This is a genomic window from Simonsiella muelleri ATCC 29453 (assembly GCF_002951835.1).
Classification (GTDB): domain Bacteria; phylum Pseudomonadota; class Gammaproteobacteria; order Burkholderiales; family Neisseriaceae; genus Simonsiella; species Simonsiella muelleri.
Map to the genome: position 1 here is coordinate 2422484 of NZ_CP019448.1, position 17385 is coordinate 2439868.

The window sequence follows — 17385 nt, forward strand, 5'->3', positions numbered from 1 at the left end:
TTCTAATTTTATAGATGTTTATTTTCAGGCAGCCTGAAATGATGGATATTTCTCAAACTTTACCGACAAGCAGCATTATTTACGCTTTGGATATGGTTGGTGTTGCAGCTTGTACGGCGGCAGCGACCATGTTAGCAAAACGATTACAATTTGATATTTTTGGCGCGTTTTTTGTGTCATTTTTGGGGAGTGTGGGCGGTGGGACGTTACGCGATTTGCTGTTGAACCGCCACCCTATTTTTTGGCTACACGATTTGAATTATCTGTATTTTATCATGGTTTTATCTACAATTATTCAGATTTTTTATCATTTTTTGGATAAGCTGGATAAGAGCTTGCGTTGGTTTGATGCGTTGGGGTTAGCAGCATTTACGGTGATTGGGGTGCAGGCAGCTTTGTCGCGTGGCATGAGTGCGCCGATTGTGATGTTGATGGGTGCGGTTACGGCGATTATTGGCGGCGTATTGCGTGATATAGTGTGTCGCCAAATTCCGTTGGTGCTGCAAAAAGAAATTTACATTACAGCGTCATTGCTTGGCAGCGTGTATTATTTGTTATTACTGCATACTGATGTGAGTGAATGGGTGCGGAGTGTAACCACTTTGCTGTTGATTTTTGTCATCAGAATGTTGGCGGTGTATCGCGGTTGGAATTTGCCTGATTTGACATGGAAACCAAAAAAAAGATAAATAAAATAAGTGCGTTTAATTCATCAAAAATTTTGATGGATTAAAGGTGCTTGGTGCTTTTAAGCTGAAACCTTTGCAAAACACCCATATGCAATGCCATCGCTCTGAATTGCGCCTAAATTTAGGGCGGAAAAAGGGTTGTTTACTCATATTCCGCACAACCTAAATTAACCACCGTAAGCATTGCCGTCTTTATTGGTAGTATTACCGTAGTCATTACCGGATTGGTCTTTTTGTTTACTTTCTTGATAACATTCGTAACCAGTAGCAATACCACCACCAACAACACCTGTAGTGCCACCAACTATTCCACCAAAAGTTACAGTAGCAGGTGCAGACAATCCAGCAGTAAACGCAGAAACCCCTAAACCTACTGCACCACTTAATATCGCACCTGATTGCCCACCATTTGCCATACCAGAAAGAGTAGTTGCGATACAACCAGCCCCACTTACAAGATTTAAATCATTTATTGATAATTCAATCATAATTTTTATCTCCTAATAAAATGTTTAGTTTAGTGTTTTAAAAAATAAGTTGATATGGTGTAATTTGTTAAAATAAATAAAATCATAAAAGTAAATAATGCTCTACAATAAATTTGCATATTAATTGTTGATGAATCACTAAAATACTCAAAAATAAATAATAATGGTGTTACAAGCAATAAAAGAGCATAAAAATATTTACAAAAAATCAAAATTTTAAGCATTAAAATTTACTCCATATTATGGCAATATAAACTCCAACACACCAACTATTGCCAACTCAAATATCAATTTATTCATTTTCTCCGAATTGATATTTTGGTTTTGGCAAAACTCATTCAGTTGACTCAATTCAACATAATGCTGGTCAGCTATCCATTGCAAAATGGTTTGACTGTCGTTATCCAAATTAGTTTTGATACCATTGGCAATCACATAACCTTGTGTAATGGTGCGATTGTCCAGTGAATTGAGTTTGATTGTGCCATTTTCGGGAAGTCTGTCGTTGTGTGGATTGCCAAAAATCTGCATATTGAATGCGGTATCGGCACGGTGATCACCTAAAAACTCCTGTTTAAAGGTTTCGTAGTTTTCACGGTTTACTAATAATTTGGCTATGTTTTGCGCGGCAACCTGAATGCGATTTTGGTCGCTTTGCCAATTGTTTAAATTGTGGCGCAATTCCACAATGGACGGAACTTTTTTCATCAGCCATTCCATATACTGATAGCCTGTTGGCGCAAACGTGCCGATTGCCAAATGGAACGTTTCACAATTCATGGGGACAGGACTATGCCACCAACCACGCGGAATGTATAAAATATCGCCAGCTTCTAAAACCACTTCCATATCTGGGTGCTGTGGTTCGGGAACATTCACATCTTTGCTTTGTTGCATATAAAGAGGCATTTCAAAATTGGGCGCATACAGCGACCAATGCTTTTTGCCCATTAACTGAACCGCAAAGACATCTCGCGTATCCCAATGATTTTTAAATGAAGCATCACTACCAAATGCCAAATAACCGCTCACTACAGTTTGAGCTTGCACAAATTGAGCAATGTGTTTGGCAATAGCATCGACCAAAGGCTCATTGTTAATCCGATTATAAACAATCGTTGCACCCTTGCGTAGATGTTCATAAACCGCAGCTTTATTGAAACGGTAACGAGTTCTGCCTATATCGTTAAAACTTTCCACATATGCCGATACTGGTACAATTTCGCCTTTACGCAGACGGAACAATTCATCAACTGGATTGGCACGTTGATACAATTCATTGATATATTGCCAATCTATTGGTACGTCTTTAGCCGCACCTTTAAACAATTTAGGCTGCTTATACAAAAATTCCTGTCGAAAGTGTTCTGCAGTAATATTCAAATTTAAATACATAATGCAAATCTCTATCATTCCTAATTTTTAAGAAATTTTATTGTTGGATACTTTTCATTTGTCAATACCTTTTAAAAAATAATTTTTAATAAAAGAGATTTTGATTTTTAGGTACATCCATGGTTTTCTCAAATTTTAAAAATAAAACGGCTCACCCGAAGCACAAACGCACATTCAGAATTAAGCCGTTTTGGAAAGGTGGAATTAAGCCAATGAGTTTTTAGGTTCATCATTAGTTTAAAATTCAATCAATAAAAATCATTTTTGCACTATAAATTCAAATATTTTATAAAAATATTTAGAAAACATCGGGCGTTGTACAGGTTTCAGCGGGGGTATGGTGGCGATAAGCGAATCTAAAATTTGGCTTAAATTGCGCCAAAATTGCGTTGTAACAAAGCACATGTCCGTCTTTCAAGTCCACGCCTGCGCGTGCTGCGCCCTTCAATTTTTGGGTAAGTGATGGCTTCGGCTTTTGTTTTGGCGAATTTGCGTTCCACACGGTTTGGGGTTTTAGAGATGGTTTTTTCACTTTTCAGGCTGCCTGAAGTCGGTTCATCGCCCATTTCCCAACGCGGTTCAAATCCTTCAATTTTAGAAATCGGTAATTCTTGCCCAATCAGTTCATTGATTGAAAAATACATTTTTTGTTCGTTGTCGTCCATCATGGAAATTGCCACGCCATCTGCGCCTGCGCGTCCTGTGCGCCCGATACGGTGGACGTAATCTTCTGCTTGAGTCGGCAATTCGTAATTAATCACAAACGGCAATTCTGCAATGTCCAGACCACGCGCTGCGACATCGGTCGCCACAAGTACGCGTAATTCGCCGGATTTGAATTGGCTAAGTACGTCCAAACGCGTTTGTTGCGATTTGTCGCCGTGAATCGCATTCGCGGATAGACCACGTCTTACCAAATCTCGTGCCACTTGGTCGGCAGATTGTTTGGTTTTACAAAATACAATCACTTGCGGCATTTGCAAGTCTACAATCAGACGTTCCAATAATTCGCGTTTGCGATAGGCATCAACTGCGATAACATGTTGTTCTACATTGGCATTGGTGGCGTTTTGCGCAGCAACTTCCACGGTTTCAGGTGAGTTCATAAAATCTTGCGCCAATTTGCGAATAGCGGGTGCAAAAGTCGCTGAAAACAGCAACGTCTGGCGTGGGCGCGGCAACATTTGCATGATTTGGCGAATATCATCAATAAAACCCATGTCCAGCATTCGGTCAGCTTCGTCCAGCACAACAATTTCCACTTTGTTTAAATTGATGTTTTTTTGTTTAATGTGGTCAAGCAATCGCCCAACGGTTGCCACGACAATCTCGCAACCTGTGCGTAAATCGGTGGTTTGTTTGTCCATGTTTACGCCCCCAAATAAAACAGTGTGGCGCAATGGCAGATTTTTGATGTAATTTTGGGTATTTTGGTCAATTTGGTCGGCTAATTCGCGCGTGGGTGTCAGCACGAGCATTCGTACGGGGTGCATGGCAGGCGATGTGCTGGCATTGGCGTAGCGTTTTAGGCGTTCCAAACTGGGCAACATAAATGCAGCGGTTTTGCCTGTGCCTGTTTGAGCGGCGGCGAGTAAATCATGTCCTGCTAATGCTTTGGGGATGGCGGTAGCTTGAATGGGGGTGGGTGTTTCGTAGCCTTGTTCGGCGAGTGCGGACGTGATTTCTTGTCCGAGTCCGAGTTGTGAAAATTGGCTCATTGTTATTCTCTTTCTTATTGATAATGGGTTTTCAGGCTGCCTGAAAAAGTAGCCATATTCTAACAGAATACTGAATTTAGGCAGCTTGAAAATATTTTTGTGTATTTGAATTGCTGAACGTGCAGTTCTTCAGGCTGCCTTATTTAATCGGAATAATGAAATTTATAAAAATAATTTTAATTTAAAATCAATACTATTTACTTTTAAGTTTTTTATGCGTATTATTCTCATTAATGAAATAATTGAATTAATTATGAAAAATAAATTTGTAAACTCAGTTAGTTGGGTTACCTGTACGTCATTGGCTCATGCCGACTTGCCATTGAGTTTAGAAGAGCTGCTGACCGACAAAGGCAAACTTAAACTAGAAAGTAGCATCAGCTACGTGAATACAGAACGCAGCCAAATGCAATTTGCCAACCCCATTTATGTACAAACCAGTGCAACCAATTTTGTCGCTGTTCCCACAGCCATCAATGAAACCGATAGCAATAGCGATATTGTGGTTGGCACGGTTGGTTTACGCTACGGTTTGACAGACAAAACCGATATTTACGGTAACACCAACTATTTATGGCGCAGCGACCGACAATTTAACGATTCAGGCAGCCTGAAAAAACGCAATAACAATTTATCTGATTTTTCGCTGGGCGTGAGCCACACGTTTATGCAAGATGGTAAAAATCCTGCATTAATTGGCTTTTTAGAAACATTGGTTTATGAAAAATCACAGGATAAAAAATCATTTGGAAAATCGTGGGTAGTTGGTGCGACGACTTACAAAGCGATTGACCCAGTTGTTTTGTCATTGACTGCGACGTATCGCCATAATTTGAAGAAAAATATAGATGGGAATTCATATAAATCAGGGAATTATTTTATGCTGAACCCATCTATCAGTTTTGCAGCAAACGATAAAATTAGCTTAACGGGTGGTGTGCAATGGCTCAATGCACAAGCTGATACACAAAATGGCAAAAAACTGTCTGCTCGTAACACATCAACCTACGCTCATGCTGGTATTGGTTATGGCATCACAAAAGATACTGCTTTGAATGCTTCTGTGCGTTGGAAAGCATCAGGGCAAAGCACTTCCGAATTAAAACTTGGTTTGACCTACAATTTTTAAGCAGCACCCCAGTAGTAACAGTAGTACTTTCTTTTTTAACTTTCAATATAAGGATTTTTCACTTATGAAAACTAAAATCGCAACGGTAATTGCTATGGCTATGTTGTCTGCACCTGTGATGGCACAACAGAATTTAAATAGTTTGGATAGCCAAGTATTCGCCAATCAAAATATCAAGGCAGTGGAATTATCTCAAACTGAGATGAAAGAGACTCAGGGGGAGTGGGTTGCAAATGCGATTGGTGGTGTAATGGGTGGTGTTGGTGGTCATTTTGGTTATATGGCAGGTGCTGCTTTGGCTGGCTCATACAACTTTAATGGACATATGGCAGCCATTGGTACTGGTGCAGCTGTTGGGGTTCTTAGTCCTGTTACGGGAGCAAGTACTTTGGTACATGGTATGAGGGGAGCTGCATTAGCAGGAGTTATTGGTGGTATTAACGGATATGCTGGTAATACTGGTAAAAATCATACTTTCCGCCGTTAATTTATTAACTATTTGTAAATAAAATTTGCTACTAAACTAATTAATTAAATAAGTTTAGTAGCTTTCTTAGAGTTTATCATGGTGTTATTATATATAATGGCAACGGTTGGGTGCTTTCTAGGTTGCTTGAGAATGATTGAAAATATTGGACGAAAAAAATGGTTAAGTAATATCTTATTTCTTATTTCTACTTCCATATTAACATTATGTAGTATTGAAATTACTCATATAACCAATATGTTATCGTTCAATGATTCAATAAAGCAATTATTATATTATTTTTCTTATCTATTTATTTTGATTTTATTCTTTTATTTTTTAGCGAAATATCTTAATAAAAGTTATAAAGATAAATCATGTTAAAATGTTAAGGCAATGGAATTATCTCAAACTGAGATGAAAGAGACTCAGGGGGAAGTTGCTATTAGTTGCAGCAGCTTTGGGTGGCTTTTTTGGCGCAAGTTTGGCAAATACAGCAAGCAATCCTCGTAAATAATTTATTTTCATGGTAATATATATGAGTGAATTAATTGTCTATTTCATTATTCCTGCGTTGAGTTTTGTTTGCGCAACATTGAGTTATTTAATTGTAAAATGGAAACAACTAGATAGGAAATATATGTATTTATTTCCTTTATTTCTTATCATTTTTGTTTTCTTAGGGATAGTGGAGTTTTACATGTTTGTTTTCTTTCTTTGCTCATGTTTTTATTCTATTTACTCATATTATGATCATGATGAAAATTAAGTTTTACTATTAGCTATTAGTAAGTGTCGGGTGGGCAGTTATTGCCCACTCGTTCTGTGTTTGGTTGCAACAAAAATACCAGTATTTGTTTGGTTTAATTTACAATTTTTAAGTAGTCCCCAGTAGTAACAGCAGTATTTTCTGACTATAAAATTTTCACTTATGAAAACTAAAATCGCAACGGTAATCACTATAGCTATGTTGTCTGCACCTGTGATGGCACAACAGAATTTAAATAGTTTGGATAGCCAAGTATTTGCTAATCAAAATATAAAGGCAGTGGAAATATTTTTGGGGCTTATTATTATCCCAATAGATTTTGTTATTTATTTAATTATTAAAAAATACTTTCCTAAAAATGGGTTAATGATATTTATTCAAACTTTTACATTATCATTAATTAATTTTTTACTTTTGAAGTACATTTTGAAATTTTAAAAATAGACTTCCGGCGAAACCGCAATTTTTCTAGATTTTAGAATTTTGCTAAATCCTGTAATTAAGCTTGTTTTAAAAAATGGGGATTATTGTTTCGCAGGAAGTCTACACTTTCTATAGTTTTATCCAAATTCCAACATTCAGGCAGCCTGAAATAGTTTTTGTGTACTGGCTCTTGGAGTAGAAGAAATGATTGATTACGTGAATAAAATTATGAAACAATATCTATTTATTTTTATTATATTTTTATCTGCATTCATTCATGCTCAACCACTTTATATAGAAAATCCAATTGTGCATCAAACCATTCGCGTAAAAAGCTGGAAAGAAAAACGAGACTTCGGTATTGTGAAACAAGATTTGGATTTTTCCTGTGGTGCGGCTTCGGTTGCTACTTTGCTGAATAATTTTTATGGACAAAGTCTGACCGAAGAAACCATATTGAATAAAATGGACAAAACCCAAATGCGAGCATCATTTGAAGATATGCAACGCATTATGCCTGAATTGGGTTTCCAAGCTAAAGGCTATGCTTTGCCATTTGAACAATTGATGCAACTGAAAATCCCTGTGATTGTGTATTTGAAATACCGAAAAAATGACCATTTTTCCGTTTTGCGTGGTATTAATGAGCATACAATTTTATTGGCAGACCCATCATTAGGTCATGTTTCCATGAGTAAATCTCAATTTTTAGATGCGTGGAAAACACGTGATGGCGATATGGAAGGAAAAATATTGGCAATTATACCTAAAAAATTAGATATTTCAGAAAATTCAATATTTTTTAATAAAAAACCGATTCGCCAAACACATTTTGCAGTCAAACAATTGTACATTTGGCAAAAACGTTAAATTGAAACAAACAAAAGGCTGTTTGAATGATTCAGGCAGCCTTTTCCGTTATAATCGTATTATCTCAATACAAAACCTTTCTGATTTTATGCCAAATATTTTCTATGAAGACGGCGGACAATTCAAAGTCGCCAGCATTATTCAAAAAAACGATTCCACTTATCAAGCCAATACTCAACATGGTAAACGCGTCAAAATCAAAATCAACAACGTATTTATTGAATTTGATGGCAGCATGGATGATTTTTTGCAATCCGTTCAAGTCCAAGCCAATGATATAGACACCGAATTATTATGGGAATGTGTGGGGACTGATGAATTTGATTTTCAGGCAGCCGCTAAAGAATATTTTGGCAGTCAGCCCAGCAAAAGCCAATTAGCAGCAACTTTGATGGCGTTGTATGCTGCGCCAATGTATTTTCATAAAAAAAATAAAGGTGTATTCAAAGCTGCACCTGAAAATGTATTAAAACAAGCACTTGACGCCATTGAACGCAAAGCTCGACAAGAAGCACAAGTCCAAAAATGGGCTGAACAATTGGTTTCAGGCAGCTTGCCTGATGAAATCGCTACTGAGTTGCCCAAAATTTTGCACGCACCTGACAAACAATCCTTGGCTTATAAAGCTTTTTATCAGGCTATGGATACGCTGAAAATGTCCGCATATGAATTGGCAAAACACACGGGTGGTATCACGTCTATGCCACAATATTTGTTACAACGTTTTGAAGTTAAATATTTTCCGCGTGGCACAGTGTTACCTGATGTGGTGATGTCCATGCAGCCTGAAAATTTGTCAGTGGCAAATGTACAAGCGTTTTCCATTGATGATGTGTCCACGACCGAAGTAGATGACGCGTTGTCGGTACAAGATTTGGGCGGTGGCGTGAAACGTGTGGGGATTCACATCGCCGCACCGTCTTTGGCGATTGAACCAAACAGCGAGATTGAGAAAATTATTCTTCAGCGATTGAGTACGGTGTATTTTCCTGCCAATAAAATCACGATGTTGCCTAAAAATTGGATTAGTGCATTTAGCTTGGACGAAGGTAAAATTGTGCCAGCGTTTAGTATTTATTTTGATGTGAGTTCGGATTGGCAACTCTCTGAACCAATTAGTAAAATTGAACTGGTACCCATTGAAACCAATTTGCGTATTCAGCATATCGAACCGTTTTTTAACAGTGAAACAGGTGTAGGCAGTGCAGACAATCTGCAATTCAAACATCATGCGGATTGCTTGTATCTGCTTGAGTTATCATACGAATTGCAAAAAAAACGAGACCGTTTAGAAGACCCTACATTGCCGAAAAAATATGATTATGGCATTGATTTTGATGCCGATGGTAAAGTCATCATCACACGCCGTGAGCGTGGTTCACCGATTGATACGCTGGTTAGTGAAATGATGATTTTGGCAAATACATCTTGGGCAAAAATGTTGCATGATAATAATTTGGCTGGATTATTTCGCGTGCAACCCAGTGGGCGCGTGCGAATGTCTACGCATTCTGAGCCACATATTGGTATGAACGTGGCGCATTATGGCTGGTTCACATCTCCCTTGCGCCGTGCTAGTGATTACATCAACCAAAAACAATTGCAAAGCGTGCTGCAAAATGATGTTGCACCGCGTTTTGATAATACTGAAAGCGATTTATTTGTGGCATTGGGGAATTTTGAGGCGGCATATTCTGCGTACCGTGCGTTTCAGGATATGATGGAAAGTTATTGGGCGATGGTATGGTTGAAACAAGAAAATATTCGTGAAATCAATGCGGTAGTATTGAAAGAAGAATTGGTACGTTTAGAAGGTTTACCTTTGACGGCACGCGCAACAGGTATTCCGCTGGAAATCGCGCCTAAATCCACTGTGAAATTAGCCATTAATGAAATTGACCCAGAGCAACAATTTATCGCATTGAAATATTTAACAGTTATTCCAGATGATGTAAGCAAATCTAGTTTATTAGATGAATAATCTTTCAGGTTGCCTAAATTATCTATTTAATTGGAAAATTAAAATTTTTCAATGATATATTTTAGACAGCTTTGTGGTATAAAACAAAAATCTTTTAGGCAGCCTGAAAAATTTGGTTTTCAGGTTGCCTTTATTCTATAGGGAAATTGAAATAAAACTCATTATTATAATATTTGTGATATAATCATTAAGATTCAATTTGTTAAATCACTTTCAGGCTGCCTGAAAGATTCTTCCATCTCAAAAATAAAGGGTTCAACTATGACTGGTTTTGTTGTGATTGGCATGATTGTTTTGATTGCTTTGCTGATGATTGGCTTGGTGTTGGCTTTGTTGTATCGTCGCGTGGTAAAAACCAACGAAGTACATATCGTGCAAACCAATCGTGATACCAAATCATTTGGTAAAGACACCAATAATGGCAATGTGTATTACGCATTTCCATCGTGGATTCCGAAATTGGGTGTATCCACGATTGTGCTGCCGATGTCAGTTTTTGATGTGCGAATCAATGATTATGAAGCCTATGATTTGGAACGTTTGCCTTTTAAAGTGGATTTGACAGCATTTTTCCGTATTTCAGAATCTAATCTTGCTGCGCAGCGCGTGTCTAATTTTGAGGATTTGCAAGCACAATTGGAAGCGATTATTCAAGGTTCGGTGCGTTCTATTTTATCCAGCAAAAATTTGAATGACATTTTGCAAATGCGTAGCGAATTGGGACAAGATTTTACTGATGCAGTACGCGAACAGTTGCGAAATTGGGGCGTTGAGCCAGTGAAAGCCATTGAATTAATGGATATTCGCGACAGTGGCGACAGTAAAGTGATTCACAATATTATGGCAATTAAGCAATCGGATATTGAACGCCAAAGCCGTACTGAAGTTGCCAAAAATCAAAAAGAAGCTCAATTGGCAGAAATTGAAGCCCAAAAAGAAGCCGACATTAAACGCCAAGAAGCCGAACAAGCGGTCGGTATGAAAACGGTAGAAAATCATCGTGAAGTGGCGTTGCAAGAACAAAAAGCACAACAGCAAATTGAAAGCGAAAAGAAAATCACTGCCGAGCAAGAAATGGCGGTAAAACGCGTAACCAGCACGCGTGAGGCAGAAATTGCTAAAGATGTGGCGATTGTGAATGCAGAAAAAGACCAGCGTGAGCGCGAAATCAAAGCAATGGCGGATAAAAATGTGATGGAAGTGAATGCCGAAGCTGAACGTAATCGCCAAATTTTGGTGGCAGAAGGTCAGAAAGAACAAGCGTTTTTGGCGGCCGCCGCAAATTTGGAAACTAAAGATAAAGAAGCGCAAGGTATCGCAAAAATCGGTTCTGCTGAAGCCGAAGCGCGAAAATTATTGGAAATTTCTTTGGTATCGGGGCAAATTCAGTTAGCGCAAGAAATTGGTGAAAATGAAGGTTATCAACGCTATTTGATTGAAATTCGCCAAGTGGAAGCCAATGAAAAAATTGGTATTGAACAGGCTAAAGCGTTGTCGGCGGCGGATTTGAAATTGATTGTGAATGATGGTGGTTCTGTGGTGGGCGGTATGGATAAATTAAGCAAATTGTTGTCATCGCAAGGTGGGGCAAATTTGGGTTCTATGCTGGAGAGTTTGGGGCAATTTGAAAACGGTCAGAAGTTGATTGAGAAATTTACTCGCCCCAATGATACAGAATAGAGATACAGTGAAGTCAAATTGTACTGGCACCATATGGTCATTATGTACACAGCGGTCATGGTTGTCTTATTCTAATCGCCGTATCCTTGAATTAGAAAATTAATTAAGAATTAAATTGTTAAATCAAAAGGCAGCCTGAAAACATTTTATCAATGCGTTTTCAGGCTGCCTTCATTTAATAATTATTTTTTATCTTTGATTTCCGTCCGAATAATCACTTCACGCGGTTCAATGGTCTGCCAAGGTTCGGGCACGGCTGCAAACACTTCACGGCGCACAATGGGTGGGCGTGCTGCAATTTCAGCTAACGCTTCAGCTTCGGCTTTTGCTTTGGCTTCTTGTTCGGCTTTTACTTTTGCTTTTGCTTCTGTAGCTGCTTTTGCTTTAGCAGCAGCATCTGCTTTTAATTTGGCTTCCGCATCGGCACGCGCTTTGGCGATGGCTTCTTCTTTTGCTTTTGCTTCTGCCAGAACTTTAGCCTCCTGTTCAGCTTTAGCTTTAGCGGCAGCGGCTTCTTGTTCAGCTTTTAATTTTTCTGCTTGAGCTTTAGCTTCCTGTTCGGCTTTAGCTTTAGCGGCAGCGGCTTCTTGTTCAGCTTTTAATTTTTCTGCTTGAGCTTTAGCTTCCTGTTCGGCTTTAGCTTTAGCGGCGGCGGCTTCTTGTTCAGCTTTTAATTTTTCTGCTTGAGCTTTGGCTTCTTGTTCAGCTTTTGCTTTAGCGGCGGCAGCATCTTGTTCCGCTTTTAATTTTGCCATTTCGGCTTCGGCTGCAGCTTTGGCACGTTCCACTTCCAAACGTGCTTGTTCGGCTTGGGCTTTTAATTGTGCAATCTCTGCATCGGCTTGTGCTTTGGCTTGTGCTACTGCTTGACGTGCTTGCTCATTTTCAGCTTTTAATTTTTCGGTTTCGGCTTTCAATCGTGCTTCTTCTTCAGATACTTGCGTCAACTCAAATTGTGTTGTTGTGCTGGCTGCGGTAGGTGTAGATTCAGCATGTTGCGCTTGGACATCGGCTTTTAAGCGTGATTCAGCTAACGATTTATTGGTAGAAATACCATTGTTTTCATCATCGGGCACATCGGATTTTTCTAATGGCAAATACGCCAAAATGGTTTCACTGGCGCGAATTTTATCGCCAATTGCCACGTTTGCTGTTGCGTCTAATGGTAAATATACATCAATGCGTGAACCAAAACGAATGAAACCATAGCGTTCGCCACGCAAAATACTGTCGCCTTTATTGGTGTAACACAAAATGCGACGCGCAACCAACCCTGCTACTTGTACCACAGTTAATTCACGCCCTGTGCGTGTGGTCATTAATACCGCGTTGCGTTCGTTTTCGTTGCTGGATTTGTCTAAAGACGCGTTTACGAATTTGCCTGCGGTGTACTGTACTTCTGTTACACTGCCTGAAATAGGTGAGCGTTGTGAATGTACATTGAATATATTCATGAAAATACTGATTTTCAATGCACTGGTTTGACGATATGGGTCAATCGCGCGTTCTACCACCACAACTCGTCCGTCTGCGGGTGATAAAATTGCATCGGGTGCTTCGGGAATATTTCGTGCTGGGTCGCGGAAAAAATTCACGCAAAACAAGGTAAACGCCCAAAACGGTAGCGACCACCAACCACATAAACAAGTAAACAAAACACTCAACACCAGTCCGCCAATAATAAACAGCCAGCCTTCTTGGGCAATAATGGTATGTGGATAATAACGGTTCATTGTGAATCCTTCAGCTTAAAATACAGGAGCAAGATTGATTAAAAAAATGATAGCCTTGAATTATATCTGAATGGGGGCAATTTTCCTATCATATTAATGGGGATTTGTGTGTGGCTGTGGTTTTCAGGCAGCCTGAAAAAATAACGTATTCAGTAAAATAGAAAAATTGCTGTTATTTTAGGGATAAATGGGCGTGGGGGTGGCGGCGATATGCAACGTTTTTTATGAATTGACAAAATAAATTTCAGGCTGCCTGAAAATAAATTACCACAAAATAAAATATTTAGGTTAGAATCCCAGTTCATTTTTAACCATTTTAACCATAAGGACAACACCGATGGATAATCAAGTAACCAACCAATACGGACACAGTTTGCCCAGTACCAATCTTGTTTTGCAAAAAACTTATCGCTTATTGGCGTGGTCATTTTTGCCTTGCATCTTAGGGGCGGTGGCTGGCATGGTGTTTAATCCGATGGCGGTATTAGGCGGCGGCTGGATTGGTATTGTTGCCGTATTTGCGTTTTTCTATGGTATGATTTTTGTCATTGAAAAAAATCGCTACAGCAATACAGGTGTGATTTTGTTGATGATTTTTACGTTTGGCATGGGCATTTTACTCAGTGGCTTGCTACGCGTAGCGGGAATGTACAGCAACGGCGCACAATTGGTAGCGGTGGCGGCTGCGATGACGGCTGGTATTTTTTTCACGGTATCTGCTTTGGCACGTAACCCAAAATTTGCGATTAACACCAATAAATTAGGTAGCTTTTTAATGGCTGGTGTGGTGGTGGTGATGATTGCGGTCATTGCCAATTTATTTTTGAATTTGCCGATGTTGTCGTTAACGATTTCGGGCGTATTTGTCTTTTTGAGTTCGTTGATGATTATGTGGAAAACGCGCGTGATTGTTGAAGGCGGCGAAGATAGCTACATCAGTGCAGCATTGAGTATTTTTATTGATATTTATAATTTATTCACTAGTTTGCTGCGTTTGTTGTTGGCATTTACAGGGGAAGATTAATTTTAGGCAGCCTGAAAAATGGCGTGTTTATTAATGCTTAATTAATTTTACTTTCAGGCTGCCTTAATTTTTCAGGCAGCCTGAAATTTTTTAATTTAATTAATTGAATTAAAATGATTTATCAAATTAATAATTCACATCTACATCATTTTTCGTTTGCGCAATCTAATAAATACATAGGTTTCAGCCGATTTCACGGGTAAATTCATTGACACAAAATAGCGTAAATGCTAGAATTTGCGGTTTCTATTATTAATTTTTTTTGGACTAACTATGAAAACCTTTTCAGCGAAACCGCACGAAGTGCAACGCGAATGGTTTGTAATTGACGCAGAAGACAAAGTTTTGGGTCGCGTTGCAGCCGAAGTTGCCAGTCGCTTGCGTGGTAAACACAAACCTGAATATACGCCACACGTAGACACTGGTGACTATATTATTGTGATTAACGCCGACAAATTGCGCGTTACAGGTAACAAATTTGAAGGCAAAACTTACTATCGCCACTCAGGTTTCCCAGGCGGTATTTATGAACGTTCTTTCCGTGAAATGCAAGAGAGCTTTCCAGGTCGTGCATTGGAAACAGCCGTAAAAGGTATGTTGCCAAAAGGTCCATTGGGTTACGCTATGATTAAAAAACTGAAAGTGTATGCTGGTGCAGAACATCAACACGCTGCACAACAACCTAAAGTTTTGGAATTAAAATAATAAGGACACGAAATTATGAACGGTAAATACTACTACGGCACAGGTCGCCGCAAAAGCTCAGTAGCTCGCGTGTTCTTGCAAAAAGGCACAGGTCAAATCATCGTGAACGGTCGCCCTGTTGATGAATTTTTCTCTCGTGAAACCAGCCGCATGGTGGTTCGCCAACCTCTGGCTTTGACTGAAAACTTAGAATCATTTGATATCAAAGTGAATGTTGTTGGTGGTGGCGAAACAGGTCAATCTGGTGCAGTACGCCATGGTATCACTCGTGCATTGATTGATTATGATGTAGCCCTGAAACCTGCTTTATCTCAAGCTGGTTTTGTTACTCGTGACGCTCGCGAAGTGGAACGTAAAAAAGCTGGTTTGCGCAAAGCTCGTCGCGCAAAACAATTCTCAAAACGTTAATTCGTTTTTTATACAAGAAAAACACCTCAAGAATTTTGGGGTGTTTTTCTATTTTATGGATTGGAGATAAAAAAATTGTGATTTCAATTCATCCTATTTGAATGAATTTCAATTGTAAAATGATAAATAAAAAATAGGGGGCGGATATAAAATCCACCGCCCAATTTAGATAGGTTTGGCAAAGGTTTCAGCCTAAAAATCACTTTATTGATTTAGAAGAAAATGCCATTATTGTAACGTTTAGGATTTATGCTGTAATTGGAAATTTCAGGCACAGGCAAACCTTCGTCTGTTGCTGCATCAGCGTGAGTCGGTGGCGAAGATAATGTAGCAGAACTATTAACAACAATTTGTTCTGGTTCATCTTTTTCAGCTGGCTCAATTCTGTCGTTGATGGCATCAATATTTTCAGCTTGTTCCGTTTGTAATGTATGTTTACGGAACACGGACGCAAATGAATTTTCACCAATTGTTTTGGGCGCAAATGGTGATTTTTTGGGTGTAGGCGTTTCAACAGGTTTTACCACTTCGCTGCTAACCGATGATACGGTATTCGTTTTTTCAATTGTTTGAGTTGGTGGAGTGTTTTCCGCTACTTGAGTTGTCTGAATTTTCGGTTTAACTGGAGAGGACTCAATTTCCACTCTAGGCGTAATTTCCCCTGTTGGTACGTTCGTGCTGCCTGAATTTTGTCCTGATTGAGCATTTACATTTGGTGTGTTTTTGGGTGCTACGACCACTTCAATAGTGGCTTTTTGTGGCACGGCTTGTACCGTAATTGTAGGTTTTTTGGGTTCTATCGTGTGAACCACTGGTACTACAGAAATTTGTGGTTTTGTTTCTGCAACAGGTTGGTTGGCAATCTGAACGGATTCTACAGAAATTTCTGGTTTTGTTTCTGCAACAGGTTGGTTGGCAATCTGAACGGATTCTATAGAAATTTGTGGTTTTGTTTCTGCAATAGGTTGGTTGGTAATCTGAACAGATTCTACTTCTATAGAGATTTCTGGCTTTGTTTCTACAATAGGCTGGTTGGTAATCTGAACCGATTCTATTTCTACAGAGATTTCTGGTTTTGTTTCTACAATAGGCTGGTTGGTAATCTGAACCGATTCTATTTCTACAGAGATTTCTGGTTTTGTTTCTGCAACAGGTTGGTTAGCAATCTGAACAGACTCTATTTCTACAGAAATTTCTGGTTTTGTTTCTGCAACAGGTTGTGCAGGTTTGGTCAATTTGTCGGCTGGCAAACCTGCCATGCTTGCCTGTGTTAGATATTTTGCCAATGAACTGGTTTGTGGTGCAGAAGGTGCTTTGGGTGGCTCGGGCGCAATCGCTGGTGCAACAGGTCTTTTGTTTATGCTTACTGAAATATTTTTATTTTCAGTGGATTGGATTGTGGGCGTAGTCTTTTCCACAACGGGTGTTGCGGCTGCCGATTGGGTCTCATCGGGTATGTATTTGGCGAAAATATTTGGTTTTTGGTTATTCGTTAAAATGGTGGATTTGGGTAATACCATTTGCACGGGCGCGACGTGTAATTCTTCCTCTTCAATGACATGGCACACAGCTGCATTTGCAGGCTGCGTATTTTCAGATGATGTGGTGGGGGCTGCGGTTTGGGTAGGTTGTTGGGGTTCTGCATCATCTGGAGCTTCGGCGCGTGATACGGCAACGATTGTGCTGTCAGACGCATTGGCTAGTGCATCATTTTGCATTGCTTCAAATTCAGGTCGCTGCTTTTTGCCAAACAGCGAACAAAGCCAGCCAAAAAGTCCACCTTTAGACTTTCGTGGTGCAGATGAATTGGGTGCATTTGTATTCATGTTATCAGACTCATTTGGCAAAGGTTGATTGGTTTCAATAATTTGTTCAGCATTTTTTTCAGGCTGCCTGAAAGATTCGGT

13 protein-coding genes and 1 pseudogene are annotated in these 17385 nt (G+C 39.3%); 10 read left to right on the forward strand and 4 right to left on the reverse strand.

Annotated features, from left to right (window positions below; genetic code table 11):
- Positions 1-38: 38 nt before the first annotated feature.
- The gene (locus BWP33_RS12010) at positions 39-689 is read left to right on the forward strand and encodes a trimeric intracellular cation channel family protein (RefSeq protein WP_002642772.1); all 651 of its coding nucleotides are present in this window, start codon (positions 39-41) and stop codon (positions 687-689) included.
- A gap of 167 nt (positions 690-856) precedes the next feature.
- Here the strand turns inward: BWP33_RS12010 and BWP33_RS12015 are convergent, their stop codons facing one another.
- From BWP33_RS12015 to BWP33_RS12030, 3 genes are all read right to left on the reverse strand, one after another.
- Entirely contained in the window at positions 857-1177 is a 321-nt protein-coding gene (locus BWP33_RS12015; protein WP_002642773.1) for a hypothetical protein, read from the reverse strand.
- 240 nt (positions 1178-1417) lie between these two features.
- Complete coding sequence (locus BWP33_RS12025) at positions 1418-2572, reverse strand: JmjC domain-containing protein (RefSeq protein WP_002642775.1); 1155 nt, start codon at positions 2570-2572, stop codon at positions 1418-1420.
- 368 nt (positions 2573-2940) lie between these two features.
- The gene (locus BWP33_RS12030) at positions 2941-4290 is read right to left on the reverse strand and encodes a DEAD/DEAH box helicase (protein WP_002642776.1); all 1350 of its coding nucleotides are present in this window, start codon (positions 4288-4290) and stop codon (positions 2941-2943) included.
- A gap of 253 nt (positions 4291-4543) precedes the next feature.
- Between BWP33_RS12030 and BWP33_RS12035 the strand changes: the two genes are divergently transcribed.
- The 6 genes from BWP33_RS12035 (at position 4544) to BWP33_RS12060 (ending at position 11608) form a co-directional block, all read left to right on the forward strand.
- On the forward strand, positions 4544-5419 hold the full coding sequence (locus BWP33_RS12035; RefSeq protein WP_040629371.1) for a transporter: 876 nt from the start codon (positions 4544-4546) through the stop codon (positions 5417-5419).
- A gap of 64 nt (positions 5420-5483) precedes the next feature.
- Positions 5484-5906 carry a hypothetical protein gene (locus BWP33_RS12040; RefSeq protein WP_002642778.1) on the forward strand — a complete coding sequence of 141 codons (423 nt, stop codon included), beginning with the start codon at positions 5484-5486 and terminating at the stop codon, positions 5904-5906.
- Between the two features lie 910 nt (positions 5907-6816).
- Positions 6817-7092: a hypothetical protein gene (locus tag BWP33_RS12045; RefSeq protein ID WP_002642781.1), complete on the forward strand. Its 276-nt coding sequence runs from the start codon at positions 6817-6819 to the stop codon at positions 7090-7092.
- Positions 7093-7281: 189 nt separating this feature from the next.
- Complete coding sequence (locus BWP33_RS12050; RefSeq protein WP_002642782.1) at positions 7282-7947, forward strand: C39 family peptidase; 666 nt, start codon at positions 7282-7284, stop codon at positions 7945-7947.
- Positions 7948-8035: 88 nt separating this feature from the next.
- Positions 8036-9928 (forward strand): ribonuclease catalytic domain-containing protein, encoded by a 1893-nt coding sequence (locus BWP33_RS12055; RefSeq protein WP_002642783.1) that lies wholly within the window; start codon positions 8036-8038, stop codon positions 9926-9928.
- Between the two features lie 261 nt (positions 9929-10189).
- Positions 10190-11608, forward strand: a complete 1419-nt coding sequence (locus tag BWP33_RS12060) for an SPFH domain-containing protein (protein ID WP_002642784.1) — start codon at positions 10190-10192, stop codon at positions 11606-11608.
- A 1084-nt stretch (positions 11609-12692) separates the two neighbouring features.
- Here the strand turns inward: BWP33_RS12060 and BWP33_RS13075 are convergent.
- Positions 12693-13341: pseudogene (locus BWP33_RS13075) on the reverse strand (phosphatidylserine decarboxylase); the annotation flags it as partial.
- Between the two features lie 337 nt (positions 13342-13678).
- Here BWP33_RS13075 and BWP33_RS12070 point away from each other — a divergent pair.
- The 3 genes from BWP33_RS12070 to rpsI all read left to right on the forward strand — a co-directional run bounded on the left by BWP33_RS12070 (position 13679) and on the right by rpsI (position 15478).
- Positions 13679-14365, forward strand: a complete 687-nt coding sequence (locus BWP33_RS12070; RefSeq protein ID WP_002642786.1) for a Bax inhibitor-1 family protein — start codon at positions 13679-13681, stop codon at positions 14363-14365.
- 273 nt (positions 14366-14638) lie between these two features.
- Positions 14639-15070 (forward strand): 50S ribosomal protein L13, encoded by a 432-nt coding sequence (gene rplM / locus BWP33_RS12075; protein WP_002642787.1) that lies wholly within the window; start codon positions 14639-14641, stop codon positions 15068-15070.
- Positions 15071-15085: 15 nt separating this feature from the next.
- Positions 15086-15478, forward strand: a complete 393-nt coding sequence (rpsI, locus tag BWP33_RS12080; protein WP_002642788.1) for a 30S ribosomal protein S9 — start codon at positions 15086-15088, stop codon at positions 15476-15478.
- The last annotated feature ends 1907 nt before the right edge of the window (positions 15479-17385 follow it).